This is a genomic window from Thauera terpenica 58Eu (genome assembly GCF_000443165.1).
GTDB classification, from domain to species: Bacteria; Pseudomonadota; Gammaproteobacteria; order Burkholderiales; family Rhodocyclaceae; genus Thauera; species Thauera terpenica.
Map to the genome: position 1 here is coordinate 96678 of NZ_ATJV01000002.1, position 15171 is coordinate 111848.

12 protein-coding genes and 2 tRNA genes are annotated in these 15171 nt (G+C 65.6%); 6 read left to right on the forward strand and 8 right to left on the reverse strand.

What is annotated here, in order from left to right; genetic code table 11:
• Positions 1-43: 43 nt before the first annotated feature.
• The 5 genes from glcE to pgsA all read right to left on the reverse strand — a co-directional run bounded on the left by glcE (position 44) and on the right by pgsA (position 3781).
• The gene (glcE, locus tag M622_RS22720; protein WP_021247860.1) at positions 44-1147 is read right to left on the reverse strand and encodes a glycolate oxidase subunit GlcE; all 1104 of its coding nucleotides are present in this window, start codon (positions 1145-1147) and stop codon (positions 44-46) included.
• Positions 1147-2646, reverse strand: a complete 1500-nt coding sequence (glcD, locus tag M622_RS22725) for a glycolate oxidase subunit GlcD (RefSeq protein ID WP_021247861.1) — start codon at positions 2644-2646, stop codon at positions 1147-1149. Before glcD ends, glcE begins: the two co-directional genes overlap by 1 nt.
• 272 nt (positions 2647-2918) lie before the next feature.
• Positions 2919-2992, reverse strand: a tRNA-Cys gene (locus tag M622_RS22730).
• 75 nt (positions 2993-3067) lie between these two features.
• Positions 3068-3143: transfer RNA gene (locus M622_RS22735), tRNA-Gly, on the reverse strand.
• A 62-nt stretch (positions 3144-3205) separates the two neighbouring features.
• A complete protein-coding gene (gene pgsA / locus M622_RS22740) occupies positions 3206-3781 on the reverse strand; it encodes a CDP-diacylglycerol--glycerol-3-phosphate 3-phosphatidyltransferase (RefSeq protein ID WP_021247862.1) in 576 nt (191 codons plus the stop codon).
• Positions 3782-4020: 239 nt separating this feature from the next.
• Here pgsA and M622_RS22745 point away from each other — a divergent pair, with 239 nt between their 5' ends.
• The 3 genes from M622_RS22745 (at position 4021) to M622_RS22755 (ending at position 8512) form a co-directional block, all read left to right on the forward strand.
• Complete coding sequence (locus M622_RS22745; protein ID WP_306415630.1) at positions 4021-5034, forward strand: glucokinase; 1014 nt, start codon at positions 4021-4023, stop codon at positions 5032-5034.
• Between the two features lie 72 nt (positions 5035-5106).
• On the forward strand, positions 5107-6771 hold the full coding sequence (gene pgi, locus M622_RS22750) for a glucose-6-phosphate isomerase (RefSeq protein WP_031346138.1): 1665 nt from the start codon (positions 5107-5109) through the stop codon (positions 6769-6771).
• A gap of 103 nt (positions 6772-6874) precedes the next feature.
• Positions 6875-8512 carry an alpha-D-glucose phosphate-specific phosphoglucomutase gene (locus M622_RS22755; protein WP_021247865.1) on the forward strand — a complete coding sequence of 546 codons (1638 nt, stop codon included), beginning with the start codon at positions 6875-6877 and terminating at the stop codon, positions 8510-8512.
• 190 nt (positions 8513-8702) lie between these two features.
• Here the strand turns inward: M622_RS22755 and M622_RS22760 are convergent, their stop codons facing one another.
• Both M622_RS22760 and M622_RS22765 read right to left on the reverse strand, forming a co-directional pair.
• The gene (locus M622_RS22760) at positions 8703-9113 is read right to left on the reverse strand and encodes a RidA family protein (protein WP_031346139.1); all 411 of its coding nucleotides are present in this window, start codon (positions 9111-9113) and stop codon (positions 8703-8705) included.
• Between the two features lie 77 nt (positions 9114-9190).
• On the reverse strand, positions 9191-10441 hold the full coding sequence (locus tag M622_RS22765; RefSeq protein ID WP_245543025.1) for an MFS transporter: 1251 nt from the start codon (positions 10439-10441) through the stop codon (positions 9191-9193).
• Between the two features lie 270 nt (positions 10442-10711).
• Between M622_RS22765 and M622_RS22770 the strand changes: the two genes are divergently transcribed.
• The 3 genes from M622_RS22770 to M622_RS22780 all read left to right on the forward strand — a co-directional run bounded on the left by M622_RS22770 (position 10712) and on the right by M622_RS22780 (position 14507).
• The gene (locus tag M622_RS22770; protein WP_031346140.1) at positions 10712-11857 is read left to right on the forward strand and encodes a helix-turn-helix transcriptional regulator; all 1146 of its coding nucleotides are present in this window, start codon (positions 10712-10714) and stop codon (positions 11855-11857) included.
• Between the two features lie 169 nt (positions 11858-12026).
• The gene (locus tag M622_RS22775) at positions 12027-13388 is read left to right on the forward strand and encodes an NAD(P)/FAD-dependent oxidoreductase (RefSeq protein WP_245543026.1); all 1362 of its coding nucleotides are present in this window, start codon (positions 12027-12029) and stop codon (positions 13386-13388) included.
• Between the two features lie 234 nt (positions 13389-13622).
• Positions 13623-14507 carry a ZIP family metal transporter gene (locus tag M622_RS22780; protein ID WP_031346141.1) on the forward strand — a complete coding sequence of 295 codons (885 nt, stop codon included), beginning with the start codon at positions 13623-13625 and terminating at the stop codon, positions 14505-14507.
• Between the two features lie 38 nt (positions 14508-14545).
• On the opposite strand, the gene M622_RS22785 is transcribed toward M622_RS22780, so the two are convergent.
• Positions 14546-15169, reverse strand: a complete 624-nt coding sequence (locus tag M622_RS22785; RefSeq protein ID WP_021247871.1) for a class I SAM-dependent methyltransferase — start codon at positions 15167-15169, stop codon at positions 14546-14548.
• Positions 15170-15171 lie beyond the last annotated feature (2 nt).

A 15171-nucleotide genomic window follows, 5' to 3' on the forward strand; every position in this document is an offset into this window, starting at 1 on the left:
TTCGAGGCCTGTTCGGGTCGGGACTCGGGGCTACACCTTGTGCTTACAGCTCGGCGTACATGCGCCCGGGGTTGAAGATGCGCTGGGGATCAAGTTGCGCCTTGAGCTGGAGGTGATAACGCATCAACACCTCGCTCAGCGGATGCAGCGGGCTGGCGCAGACCCCAGGCGTGAAGCAGCTCGCATGTCCACCCGCGGCCGAGGCCGCGCTACGCACTGCCGCAGCCTCGGCATCCGTCTTCAGCCAGCGCTGTGCACCGCCCCAATCGATCAGTTGTCGGCCTGGCGGCAGTGCGGGGCGGCTGTCATTGGCTACCGAGACACGCCACAGCGGCGCGGGATCGGCAAAGAAGTCGAGCGCGTGATCACGCAGCGCACGCCAGAAGGCCGGCTCGGCTTCTTCGCCACCCAAACTTGCATGCGCTGCCTTCACCGAGCCCTCACCGCCTTCGAGGCGCAGCATCAAAGCTTCACCATCGTGGCAGGCGGCGGTGATCGGCAGCGGCAGCTGGCCCCACTGCGCAAACCGCAGCAGCGCCGTTTCGGCGTCCATCTCCAGACGCAGCGTCAGGCTGCTGCGCGGTTTGGGAAGCACCTTGAGCGACACCTCGGTGAGCACGCCGAGACAGCCCAGGCTGCCAGTCATCAGGCGCGACACGTCATAGCCAGCGACGTTTTTCATCACCTCGCCGCCGAAGCGCAGCGGCTTGCCATGCCCGGAGATCAGGCGGCAGCCGAGCACGAAATCGCGCACCGCCCCCACCCACGGACGCCGTGGGCCGGACAGGCCCACCGCCACCATGCCGCCGACAGTCGCCTCAGACCCTGTTTCCGCCGCCTCCCCCGCCGCCTTGTTCACGCCGAAATGCGGCGGCTCGAATGCCAGCATCTGTCCCGATTCGTCGAGCACCGCTTCCAGCTCGGCCAGTGGCGTGCCGGCGCGCGCAGTGAGCACGAGTTCGGTCGGCTCATGGCTGACGATGCCGCGGTGCGAGCGCGTATCGAGCACGCTGGCCTGGATCGAACGCCCGTAAAAGGCCTTCGTGCCGCCGCCCCGGATCAGGATGGGTGTATTGGCCGCGAGCGCCGTACGCACCTGTTCGAGCAGGGCTGCGCTGCAGTCGGCGTCCTGGGTGGGCGTGCTCATCAGAAACGCTCCAGTTCGGGAAATGGCAGCTTGCCGTGGTGCACATGCATCGCGCCGTGTTCGGCACAGCGCCGCAGGGTGGGAATGTTCTTGCCCGGGTTGAGCAGACCTTCGCCATCAAACGCCGCCTTCACCGCATGGAAAAAACTCAGTTCGTCGCTGTTGAACTGCACGCACATCTGGTTGATCTTCTCCCGCCCTACGCCGTGCTCACCGGTGATCGTGCCGCCGACCGCAACGCAAAGCTCCAGGATGCGCGCGCCCAGTTCTTCCGCCTTCTGCAGCGCCCCGGGCTCATTGGCGTCGAACAGGATGAGCGGGTGCATGTTGCCATCACCAGCATGGAAGACGTTGGCCACGCGCAAGCCGTACTGTGCGGACAGCGACGCTGTGCCACGCAACACGTTTGCCAGCTCACGACGGGGAATGGTGCCGTCCATGCAATAGTAATCGGGTGACATCCGCCCCACGGCCGGGAAGGCGTTCTTGCGCCCGGCCCAGAACAGCGCGCGCTCGGCATCATCACGCGCCAGGCTGACGGCGGTGGCGCCGGCCTGGTCCAGCAGCGCACGCACGCGCTCGATGTCTTCGGCAACGTCCACCTCCACGCCATCGAGCTCGCACAGCAGAATCGCTTCGGCCTCGATCGGATAGCCCGCATGGATGAAGTCCTCGGCGGCCTGGATCGCCAGCTTGTCCATCATCTCCAGCCCACCCGGGATGATGCCGGCGGCGATGATTTCGGCCACCGCCCTGCCCGCCTTGTCGACCGAATCGAAGCTCGCCATCAGCACGCGCGCCACTGTGGGCTTGGGCAACAACTTGACGCTGACTTCGGTGACGATGCCGAGCAAGCCCTCGGAGCCGTTGAATAGCGCGAGCAGATCGAAGCCAGGGGCGTCGAGTGCATCGGCGCCCAGCGTCATGCGCTCACCCTCCATGCTCAGGACCTCGAGCTTCAACACATTGTGCACAGTGAGACCGTACTTCAGGCAATGCACCCCGCCCGCGTTTTCCGCCACGTTACCGCCGATCGAACAAGCGATCTGGGACGAGGGGTCGGGCGCGTAGTACAGCCCATAGGGCGCGGCGGCTTCCGAAATGGCCAGATTGCGCACGCCGGGCTGAACGCGGGCACGGCGTGCGTTCGGGTTCATCTCGAGAATGTTCTTGAAGCGCGCCATCACCAGCAGCACGCCCTGGGCAAGTGGCAGCGCACCACCGGACAAGCCGGTGCCCGCGCCGCGCGCCACCACCGGCACACCACGTGCGTGACAGAGGCGCAAGATGGTCTCCACCTGCTCCAGGCATTCGGGCAGCACCACCAGCAAGGGCAGCGTGCGGTAGGCCGCGAGCCCGTCGCACTCGTAGGGATGCAGATCCTCGGCCCGATCAAGGATGAGCAGATCAGGCAAGCGCTGGCACAACTCGGCAAGGAGATCGGCACGATCCACCTTGTGCAGCACGCCGTCGATTTCCTCGTCGTAAAGAATGTTCATCGCTGAGCTCTCCGCAGGTCCTCATCAGGGCGTGCCACGGAGCCTGGTGCTGCGAAGCCGTGGCATTGGGCGCTAGCCTAAAACCAATGCCGCTGCAGTCCAAGCATTGTCTGATCTGCACGGAGCCATCTGCACCGAGCCAGCGGGGAGGAAACGGCGTGGGCTCGGCAAGAACCTGCGGCAAAGCGCAGCTTCGTGTCAACGCGAGTCGGCAGCGCAACGGAAAAAGCCCGCACATGGCGGGCTCTTTCGTCGATGCTGCTTGATGTTACTGGAGGCGCGACTCGGAATCGAACCGGGGTACACGGCTTTGCAGGCCGCTGCATAACCACTCTGCCATCGCGCCTTGAAACCTTGCTGGGGGCTGCCACCTGTGTGTCAGCCTGCTACAAACGCGATGTAACGTTTGTCCCGAAATGCGTGGAGCGGGAAACGAGGCTCGAACTCGCGACCTCAACCTTGGCAAGGTTGCGCTCTACCAACTGAGCTATTCCCGCTCTGGAAAGACCGCCATTATAGGCGGCATTTTTCATGTGTCAAGCCAGATTTTGCTGTGCAACTACCTGCCCTGATCGGCGGTCAGCAAGGGGATCGCCCGCTGCAGGTAATAGCCCATGGACCACAGCGTCAGCGCGGCTGCGATGTAGATCAGGACGCTGCCCAGCGTGCCGGCGTCGATCGACTGCACGGGGGCGTCGTACAGCAGCAAGGGGATCGCCAGCATCTGCGCGGCGGTCTTGAGTTTGCCCACGTAGGCCACCGCCACACTGGCGGATTTGCCGACGCGCGCCATCCACTCGCGCAATGCCGAAATGGTGATCTCGCGGCCAATGATGACGACGGCAACGATGGCGTCGACACGCGCGAGCTGAACGAGCAGGATCAAGGCAGCCGCCACCATGAGCTTGTCGGCCACCGGGTCGAGGAAGGCGCCGAAGGCCGAGGTCTGGCCGAGCGCCCGCGCCAGGAAGCCATCGAACCAGTCGGTGACCGCGGCGGCGGCGAACAAAGTGGTGGCGATCAGGTTCTTGTGGGGTACCGACAGCAGGCTGTCGGGCAGGTAGAACACGCCCACAAAAATCGGGATCAGCGCGATGCGAGCCCAGGTCAGGGTGTTGGGAATATTGAGTGGCATGCCGGGAAAGGGACCGGGTCGCAAAATGAGTGTAGGCGCAGTATATCAGCGCCCCTGCATGACTCAGGGCTCGCGATGCTGCGGCGTCGTGCACAAGCCATGAGGGCGCCCTTGCGTGGCGCACGCTTCGTGGTCGGCCCTGCCGCGGCTGCTCGCCGGGGGTGGTTGGACAGAGTGCGCGCGACGTTTCATGATTCGGGCCATGTGCGCCATTCGCACAAGTCATGGAAGAGGCGGACTTGGCTACTCTCGGACAAACACGGACGAAAACACAAGCACGACTTGTCGGCGACATTGGCGGCACCCATGCGCGCTTTGCGATTGCCGATGCAAACGGCCGCCTGGACCATGTGCGCGTGCTGCGCTGCGCGCAATTCGCCGATCCCGAGCAGGCGATCCGGCATTACCTGGCGCTCACCGGGCTCGCCCTCCCCTCCACTGCGGCCTTTGGCATCGCCAACCCGGTGAGCGGCGACGAAGTGGTGATGACCAATCATCACTGGCGCTTTTCGGTCGCTGCGCTGCGCGCCGCGATCGGCCTGCAGCGCCTGCTGCTGCTCAACGATTTCACCGCACTCGCGCTCGCCCTGCCCTTGCTGCAAGTGCACGAACGCCACGCCGTCGGCGGCGGGCAGATCGTCACTGGCGCGGCGATCGGAGTGCTCGGTCCGGGCACAGGTCTGGGCGTATCGGGCCTGGTGGCGGCGGCCGGACACTACGTGCCGCTGCAGGGCGAAGGTGGTCATGTCACGCTGGCGGCACGCAATCGCCGTGAAGCGGACGTCATCGACTGCCTGCGCCAGCATGATGAACACGTCTCCGCCGAGCGGGTGTTGTCCGGCCCCGGCCTGATCATCCTGCACGACGCCCTGCGCGCGATGGCCGGCCAGCCGGCGGCGTCCTTGCCCAGCACCGAGATCAGCGCCCGCGCCATCGCCAGCACCTGCCCTTACTGCATGGAAGCCCTGCACCTGTTCTGCGCACTGCTGGGCACGGTCGCCGCCGACCTTGCGCTCACCCTGGGCGCGCGCGGCGGCGTCTATCTCGGCGGCGGCATCCTTGGGCAGCTGGGCAGGTTTTTCACCCGCTCGGCCTTTCGTCAGCGCTTCGAGGACAAGGGTCGTTTTTCCGCCTACCTCGCGCAGATCCCGACCTTCATCATCGATGCACCCTACGCGGCCCTGAGCGGTGCGGCAATTGCCCTCGAAAGCCCTCTTTGCATAGGTTACGAAAGCACAGAACGGGCACAATGAGGGCTGACGGCTGCGCGTCGGCCCGCCCCAGGGTCGCCCGTCGGCCTGCCCCACTCCAGCACTGTATCGATCATGAGCACTCCTTCCCCAAGTAGCACTCCTTCCCCAAGTTCCACCTGGCAAGACCTGCTTGCGCACCGCGACCACCTCAGCGCCCATCCGCTTGCGCAGCTCTTTGCATCCGACCCGGAGCGCGCCGCACGCATGCAGGTCGAGGCCTGCGGCCTCTTCCTCGACTATTCGAAGAACCGCATCAACGCCCACACCCTGAGCCTGTTGTTTACACTGGCGCGCGAAGCGAAGCTGAGCGAGCGCACCACCGCCATGTTCGAGGGCGAGCGCATCAACACCACCGAGCAGCGCGCCGTCCTGCACACCGCGCTGCGGCGCCCCTCGGGCGAGGTGCTGATGGTGGACGGGCGTAACGTCATCGACGACATCACCGAGGTGCGCGAGCGCTGCGCCCGCTTTGCCGAAGCCGTGCGCAGCGGCGAGTGGCGCGGGCACGACGGGCGCGCGATCACCGACGTGGTCAACATCGGCATTGGCGGCTCGGACCTCGGCCCGGCGATGGTATGTGAGGCGCTGAAGTCCTTTGCCCATCCGCGTCTGCGCCTGCACTTCGTCTCCAACGTGGACGGCATCGAGCTCGAGGCGCTGTTGCGCGAGCTCGATGCCGGCACCAGCTTGTTCATCATCGCCTCCAAGACCTTCACCACTCAGGAAACCCTCACCAACGCCCAGCGCGCACGCCGCTGGCTGCTCAAGCACAGCGCCGACGAGACCGCGATCGCCCGCCACTTCGTCGCCGTGTCGACCAACGCTGGCGCGGTGGCGCGCTTCGGCATCGACCCCGCCAACATGTTCGGCTTCTGGGACTGGGTCGGCGGGCGCTATTCGCTGTGGAGCGCGATCGGCCTGTCCATCGTGCTGCAGATCGGCGCCACCCGGTTCGACGCCTTGCTCGCCGGCGCTCATGCGATGGACACCCACTTTCGCAGCGCCGCATTCGAACACAACCTGCCGGTCATCATGGCGCTGATCGGCATCTGGAACGTGGACTTCCTAGACGCCAGCAGCCAGCTCATCGCCCCCTATCATCAGCACCTGCACCGCCTGCCGGCCTTCCTCCAGCAGCTCGACATGGAATCGAACGGCAAGTCTGTGCGGCTCGATGGCTCAGCGCTGACTTGCCACTCCAGCCCGGCGATCTGGGGCGAGCTCGGCATCAATGGTCAGCATGCCTACTTTCAGATGCTGCACCAGGGCACGCAGTGCGTGCCGATCGACTTCATCGGGGTGATGGAGGGCTGCGCCAGCCTCGCCCATCCGCGCCGTATCGCGTTTGCCAACATGGTTGCGCAGGCCGAAGCCCTGATGTGCGGAAAAACCGCCGCTGAAGTCGAAGCCGAGATGCGCGCGACCGGCATGGACGAGGCGCGCATCCAGGCACTCATCCCGCATCGGGTCTTTGCGGGCAACCGGCCCAGCAACATGTTGCTGCTCGAGCGCCTCGACCCCTTCACCCTGGGCGCGCTGATTGCGCTCTATGAGCACCGCACCTTCGTCCAGGGCGTGGTGTGGGGGGTGAACTCCTTTGATCAATGGGGCGTAGAGCTCGGCAAGCAGCTCGCAGCGCGTGTGCTCGACGATCTGCTCTCGCCTGCCGACCTGCATGCACACGACGCCAGCACCACCGCCCTGATCGCCCGCTACCGCCGGGCTGCAGCGCAGTAGGGCGAAGGCAGGCGCCAGCTCCCCCGGCAAGGGCTGGGGCGCGCCTGATCGCAGTCGAACCCCAGGCCCCCAAGCCCCATCCTCTTACCGCATCGGCTCGAACATGACGATCCAAACCATTCCCACCCAGCCCTTCAACGATCAGCGCCCCGGCACCTCCGGCCTGCGCAAGAAGGTCAGCGTCTTCCAGCAGCCGCACTACCTCGAGAACTTCGTCCAGGCCGTGTTCGACGTCCTGCCCGATCGCGCCGGGCAGACCCTCGTCCTCGGTGGCGATGGTCGCTTTCACAACCGCGCTGCGGTGCACACCATCCTGCGCATGGCCGCGGCCAACGGCTTTGGCAAGGTGCTGGTGGGACGCAAGGGCTTATTGTCCACGCCGGCGCTGAGCGCGGTGATCCGCAAGCATGGCTGCTTCGGCGGCATCATCCTCTCAGCCAGTCACAATCCCGGTGGGCCAGACGGCGACTTCGGCATCAAATACAACATCGCCAACGGCGGCCCTGCCCCGGAGAAAGTCACCGAGGCCATCTTCGCGCGCACGCGCGTGATCGACGAGTACCGCATCCTCAGCGCCGAGACGACGATCGATCTCGACACCCTGGGCATCCAGACCCTCGGTGACATGGTGCTTGAAGTCATCGACCCGGTCGCCGACTATGCCGAGCTCATGGAGCAGCTGTTTGACTTCGACGCCATCCGGGCCTGGTTCGCCGCCGGCGGGCGCATGCGCTTTGACGCGATGAACGCGGTCGGTGGCCCCTATGCGCATGCGCTTCTCGAAGGCCAGCTCGGCGCACCCGCCGGCACGGTGATCAATGGCGAGCCGCTGGAAGACTTCGGCGGCCATCACCCCGACCCCAACCCCGCCCACGCCACCGAGCTCATCGCGCTGATGAGCGGGCAGCACGCCGCCGACTTCGGCGCGGCTTCCGATGGTGACGCCGACCGCAACATGATCCTGGGCCGCCACTTCATCGTCACGCCCTCGGACAGCCTCGCCATCCTCGCCGCCAACGCCACGCGCATCCCCGCTTTTCGCGACGGCCTGCGCGGCATCGCGCGCTCGATGCCGACCTCGTGTGCAGCCGATGCGGTCGCCGCCGCGCTCGGCATCCCCTGCCACGAGACGCCAACCGGGTGGAAGTTCTTCGGCAACCTGCTCGACGCCGGCAAGGTGAGCCTGTGCGGCGAGGAGAGCTATGGCACGGGCTCGGACCACATCCGCGAAAAGGATGGTCTGTGGGCGGTGCTGTTCTGGCTCAACCTGCTCGCCGTCAGCGGGCAATCGGTCGCCGCCCTGGTGCGCGCGCACTGGGCGCGTTTTGGCCGTCACTACTATTCGCGCCACGACTGGGAAGGCATCCCCAGCGCACAGGCGGATGCGCTGATGGCCGCACTGCGGGCGCAACTGCCCACCCTGGGCGGACGGGACTGCGGCGCCGGGCTGTGCATCGAACAGGCTGACGACTTCGCCTACAACGATCCGGTCGACGGCTCGCTCAGCACCCGGCAGGGCGTACGCCTGATCTTCACCAATGGCAGCCGCATCATCTTCCGCCTGTCGGGCACCGGCACCGAGGGCGCCACCTTGCGCGTGTACCTCGAACGCTTCGAGCCCGACAGCCGTCAGCACGAGCTGCCGGCGCAGCAGGCCCTGGCCGAGCTGATCCGCATTGCCGAGGACATCGCTGCCATCCGCGCGCACTGCGGCATGCAGGCGCCGAGCGTGATCACCTGAGGACCTGCGCTGCGCCGCCAGGAATACATCCCAGTAAAAAAAGAGGCCCGGAGGGAAGCCGGGCCAAAAAGGGAGAACCTGAATTCAGCAGTACTCAATCGTGCTCAGCTGCCACAGCCAGCCAAAGGGGAGAGGTTCGAGTCACCCAAAATCACCGCGCCTGGCCACAAGTGGCTGAGCACGCCTCGGTTCAAGCCTGCAGCACGGCGATCGCGGAGATCTCGACCAGCAGCTCCGGCCCGGAGAGGGCCTCGACCCCGATCATGGAGAAGGCGTGCGCGGGAAAGGGCTTGCCGTCGATCGCGGTTGCCATCGCGGCCATGACCTGCTCGCTGGCCTGACCGTTCAAGCCCTTGATGTAGACAGTGCTGCTGACGATGTTCTCGACCGTGCCACCGGCGGCTTCCACCGCAGTCCTGAGGTTGTGCAGCGCCTGCGTCGCCTGGGCGCGATAGTCGCCGGCACCGACGAGCTCGAAGGTGTTGGTGTAGGCCGACTGGCCGGCGATATAGACGGTCGAGCCCCCGCCTGCGGCCACCACGACCTGGGCAAGGCCATCGAACTTGAGCAGGGTGGGCGGGTTGATCTTCTGGATTGACATGGTGTTCATCTCATTGGGGTTTGTCGGAGCGCCATGCGCTGGATGGAACAGGGTGGAGCTCACGTGCGAACACGCGCTCAGGATGGAACGACTAGCGCTGCGCGCGGCAGCCGTGGCGAGCGCAACAACATGATCAGCGGCAGCAGCGCAAGCGCCATCATTGCCGCGCTCAGTGACAGTGGCAGGACATAGCTCCTGGTGGAGTCGACGAGGTAGCCGAAGAGGGTGGGACCCATGGCCGCGCCCAGACCGGAGATGAGGTTACCTATGCCCAGCAGGCTGCCGAAGTTGCGCTGGCCGATGAGCTCCATCAGCAGCGTCGGCGAAAACTGATTGACCAGATTGAAGGTCGTCCCGCCGATCAGCACGAACAGCACGAGGGCGAGCACGCCGAAGCTGGGATGGGGAGCGACCAGCAGGCAAGCCATGCCCAGGCTGGCGAGGATGACCCCCAGCACCAGCGTGCGCCCTGCCCCCCAGCGTGTGCTGAGCGCACCGAACAGCAGGCTGCCGACAATGGCCGCCGCGGCGAGGGTGCCGTAGATGAGCGCTGCCGCGTCCGCGGTGTAGCCCACCGACACGAGGTAGGGCACGAGCCCCATCAGGATGCTCAGACTGCTCAGCGTGATGAGCAGGAACATGCCGACCCACAGCCAGTAGCGTGGCATGCACAAGGCCTTGCCGATCCCGCCCTGGGTGCCGGCATCGGCCGCGGCCTGCTCGGCGGCGTGCAAGCCGGGCGGCGGCAGGCGCACCAGCCACAGCAACAAGGGCAGGCAGATGAAGAACACCATCGCGGCACAGACTTGCAAGGTGTCGCGCAAGCCGAAAGCGGCAATCATCCGCGTCAGCAGGATCGGAAAGAAGATGCCCCCGATCGCCGTCACCGCGAGCAGGACACCAAAGGCCAGGCCCTGGCGCCGCGGCGACATCCAGCGCGTCACCAGGGTGAAGGCCGGGACATAGGTCGATGCACCCACGCCTACGCCAGCAAGACCGATGGCCGCGGTGAACAGGGTCAGGCTGTCACTGTGGGCCGCCAGCACATAGCCCAGCGCAGTCACCACTGCGCCCAGCGTCATCACCGGACGCGGAGGGGCATGATCGAGCAACCAGCCCGCTGCAGGCATGGTCAGCGTCATGGTGATCATGAACACGGTGGCAATGCGCGCCGCTTGTTCAAGGCTGGCGCCGAATGCGTCTACGATGGGTAGGGTGAAGATGCTGAAGGCGTTGAAGCTGATTCCGAAGCTGATCGCCATCACCACACCCAGACCGACGACCAGAATCCAGGCCTGGCGCGTGTTGGAAGTGCTGGAGTTGGTCATCATGGTCTGGTGACAGAAGTCATTGGCGGACGACTTGATAGACAAAGAAGGAAAATCTATCGTAGCGAAACACCGCGACAGCGCTCTAGTGCCAACTGGTACCAATCGCCGACAATGGGGCAAGCAGCCCGCGTCCGCGCGAGTTTGCGCGACGCCCCCCGCAAAGGAAGCCATCATGCAGGACCTGAGTTTTCCACGCCGCGCGCCGGCGCGCAGGACACGGACGACTGGAGCTGGATCGCGCACGATTCAGGTTCTGATCCAGTGCCGGTGAACGGCCGCTTTTCCAGCCTGATCGGCCACGTCTACGAGGGCGCCTCCGAGGCGGTTCCCTGGCAAGCCTTTGTCGAGGCGCTGCGCCTGGCGCTGGACGCGCGCAACGTGATTGTCACCTTGCATCATGCCGACGATGAGGGCAGCGACATTTACGTGATGGCGCGCGTACCCGGAGACGAGATCGACTGGGCTGCGGTGGAAGCCACTTATCGTGCCGAGCTCATGATGGACGACCCCCTGCGCCCTGACCTCATGGAGCCGGGACAGGTGAGCCTGGTCGATCGCTCCACGACCGACTTGAAGAAACACGCCATTTTCGAGCAGATCGGCTTGTCACAGACCTTGCGTATGTGCGTCGCAGAACCCAGCGGCATCCGCTGCTGGGTGGACGTGATCCGCAGCCACAAGCATGCGGAGCCCCTGTTCACCGAGGCCGATCTCGCCCTCATGCACGCGCTGACCCCGCACCTGAGCCGCGCGCTCGGGCTGTACGCCCAGCTCAAGCGCCAGGAGACCGAGAAAGCCATCTACGAGAGCATGGCGGAGCACTTTGGCCTGGGCTGCGTGCTGCTCAACGATCAGGGCGAGGTGATCCTGGTCAATCGCGTGGCGGCGTCCATCATCGAGCAGCGACCTGGCATCGCGGTGAACAAGCAACGTCTGGTGTTGAGCGACCGCGCCGCCCAGCTCGCCCTCAACGACGCCATTGCGGCGGTCATCTCGGCACGCTGGCAGACAGACGCCAGCCAGGGCGGAAATCTGATCCGGGTGGGCGACAGCCACGACCGGCTGGTGGGGCTGTTGGTCTATCCCGCGCCGCTGCTGCGCTATTACCGCGGTGGGCAATCGCCCTGTGTGGTGGTGCACCTGTCGGACCTGAGCGCCAGCCTCGAAGCCCTGCGTCCCAGCCAGGGGCACTCGGTGAGCCGAATCGCCCAGCTCTTCAACCTGACCCGCCAGGAAGCCACCCTGGCCCTGCTGCTGGCCTACGGCAACACCCTTGCGGAGGCGGCGCAGGAGATGGGCATCGCCGAAATTGCCGCGCGTAATTACTCGAAAAAAATCTACGGCAAGATGGGCATCGCCGGCCAGGCCGACCTGATTCGCCTGACGCTGCGCAGCATCGCCTTCCTGCGCTAGCCTCCGGCCTCCGGCTCAAGCGCCAAACCTGAAAGGCAGCAGCAGGCATGCACAAAGTACCAGCTGGTACTAGAGCGGCGCGCAGCGCATCCCTACCATTCCCGAGGTAAATGCGCAGCAAGAAAGGGCTGTGTCCGAATCACTTGCACACGCGTCAAAGGCCTTGCTGATGAATTTTCCCGCCCCTCCGATGACCGCCTCCAATTCCTGCACCGCCACCCGCGCCGAATTCGAGAGCGGCACCGTGCCCATCCATTGCAGCGCATGGCCGCCAGCCACCCTCACCGCCAGCTACCCCGCCCTGGAACAGGACATCGAAGCCGACGTCGTCGTCATCGGCGCAGGTCTGGCGGGCTCTTCCGTCGCCCTGCATCTGGCCGAACGCGGCATCTCGGTGGTGGTGGTGGAAGCCGCACAGCCCGGCGACGGCGCATCCGGACGCAACGCCGGCCATGTACAACCCTTTCTCGACGCGCTCGAGCCGCTGCAGTCCTGGCCCGGCCAGGGACAGCCCTTCATCGACTTCTTCATTGAAAACCGCAATATCGTGTTCGACTTGTGCGCCAGGCACGGCATCGACGGCGACGCGGTGAAATCAGGCATGGTCGAAGCCGCGTACAAGAAGCAAGGTGCGCTGGAAACCAAGGCGGCACGCTGGCAAAAGCTCGGCTACGAGGTCGATGTCATCGGCGCGGACCGCCTGCGCGAAATGCTCGGCACCGACGCTTACAGCTACGGCTTGCATTGGCGCGAAGGTGGGCAGGTCAACCCCTACCTGTTCACCCATGGCCTGACTAGTGCGGCTGCGGGCCTGGGTGCCCGTGTCTTCGGCGACTCGCCCGCCCTGAGCTGCGACAAGCGTGGCCAGGGATGGATCGTCACGACCCCCCGCGGCAGCGTTCGCGCCCAGAAGGTCATCATCTGCACCAACGGCCACACCGGCAACGCGTTTTTCCCCGAACTGGCGCGCACCCGCTATCCCCTGGTGGCCTGCGCCATGGCGACCAAACCCTTGCCGCAGGCGGTGCTCGACACGGTCAACCCCGCCCGCGTGGCGCTCACCCAGTACCCCGCCGGCCTTTTCCCGATCGTCATCGACGGCCGCAAGCGCATGATCACCGCCACCATTCCCTACCCCGGTCGGGCCGATGCGGCGCAAACGTATTTCGCCTATTTCCTGCGCTATCTGCACCGCACCTTTCCCCAGACCCGGGGCGCCGCCATTGAGCTCGAGTCCTACTGGACCGGGGTCACGGCCAGTTCATCCCACGTCTATCACAACGACTTCGCCAAGCTCTATGAGGTGGCCGACGGTGTCATGGCGCTGATGAACCTGGGCACCTGGGGCAACGTCATGGGCCCCTTGCTGGGCATGAACCTGGCCCACGCCATCGCCGCCGAACGCCCGCAGGATCTGCTCATGCCTGTCGAGCGCCCGGCCAGCGTGCGCTTTCCGCGTCTGTTCGAATTCAAGATTCGCCATCTGGCGATCCCGGCGGCGCGCGTGGCGGACCGCTTCGGACTGGTCTGAGCGCAGCCGCACACCACAGCTGCCAAGCAAGGGCGGATACCTGCGCGACGGTCTCACTGTACTCGTCGATGAATCGTGTCCGCGATGCTCGCTTCGCTTTGGGTGTCTAATGGAAGCCTGTTAAGCCATACCTTAGCGATACTTCTCCTGCGCGCGCTCGTGTATCGTGGCAATCTCGGCCAAGGCCTTAAGGCTTTGCCAACCTTCCATCACGGAACCGTGTTGCTCAAGGCCATGGACGCTTTTCCACTCAGACTTCGCAGCCGATTCGCCTTTCTCGCCAGCCTGGCGGGCCTACTGGTCTGTCTGGGGGTGTATCGGCTCTGGGCGTATTTTGACGCCCATGCGCCGACGCTGGCGCTGGCGCTGGCGGGTGGGCTGATGGCGGCAGCAGCGACCGCAGCGGGCACGCTCCCCATCCTGACCATGCGCACGCTGTCGGCGCGCGTACAGGATTCGATGTATGGCTTTGGCGCGGGCATCATGCTGGCCGCGACCGCCTTTTCGCTGACCATTCCAGGGCTAGACGCCGCGGCGCAGGAGGGCCACGGCCCGTGGGCCGCAGGCGCGATCATGGCCACTGCCATCTTGCTGGGCGGGGCCGCATTGCTGGCGGTCGATCGGGTACTGCCACACGAGCATTTCATCAAGGGCCGCGAAGGCGTCGAGGTTCAGCGCCTGCGCCGCACCTGGCTGTTCGTTTTCGCCATCGCCCTGCACAACCTGCCCGAGGGCCTGGCCATCGGTGTCGGTTATGCCGGCAATGATGTCGCGCGCGGCACGGCGCTGGCCATCGGCATTGCGATACAGGATATTCCCGAGGGCCTGGTCGTGGCCGTCGCCTTGCTGTCTGCGGGCTACAGCCGGGCCTTTTCGGTCCTGCTGGGCATGGCCTCGGGGCTGATCGAACCCATCGCCGCGGTATTCGGCGCCGCAGTCGTGGTCTGGTCGGCGCCGCTGCTGCCCTGGGGCCTGGGCTTTGCTGCGGGCGCCATGCTGTTCGTGGTCAGCCACGAGATCATCCCCGAGTCCCACCGCCAGGGCCACGAAGCCTACGCCACCGCAGGCCTGTTGGTCGGCTTCGTGCTGATGATGGTGCTGGACACCGCGCTGGCCTGAAAGGCCGACATCAAACACGACGGCTGGGTCCGCGCTGCCTAGGCGCGCGCCGCCACGACCACGAAGCTGCCCTCGCCGTAGCCGGGACGCACGGGCTCGATCACCGCGGGCTCAGCGCAAATCAGGGTCTGCGCCCAGGCCTCGATGGTGAAGCCGGCGCTTTCGAGCAGGACGCCGACCTCCTCCGCACTGTGAAACTTTGCGTCCCGATAGAAGGTGCTCTCGGCACTGCGGGCAAGGTAGTCACGCCCGAGTGGGCTGGCACGATCGATGAAGCCGATCACCAGGCGCCCTCCCGGACGCAACACCCGGCGCGCCTCGGCGAGCAGGCGCGACGGTGAATCCACAAAGCACAGCGTGGTGACCACGAGCGCATGGTCAAAGCTGTGCGCTGCAAACGGCAGCGCCTCGGCATACCCACGCACCGCCGCCACCCCGCGCGCGGCAGCGAACGCAAGCATCGCCGGCGCTGGATCCAATCCAGTGGCAATGCCTAGCGGCGCGGCGAAGCGCCCCCCGCCTACGCCGATCTCGAGACCGCGCCCGCCGCAGGGCACGAACGCTCGCAGCGCAAGCAGTTCAGAGAGATAGGCGATGTGATGACGCTCAAACCATTGGTCATAGCGCGCGGCGTTGGCATCAAAAACTTCGCTTGCTGACATGG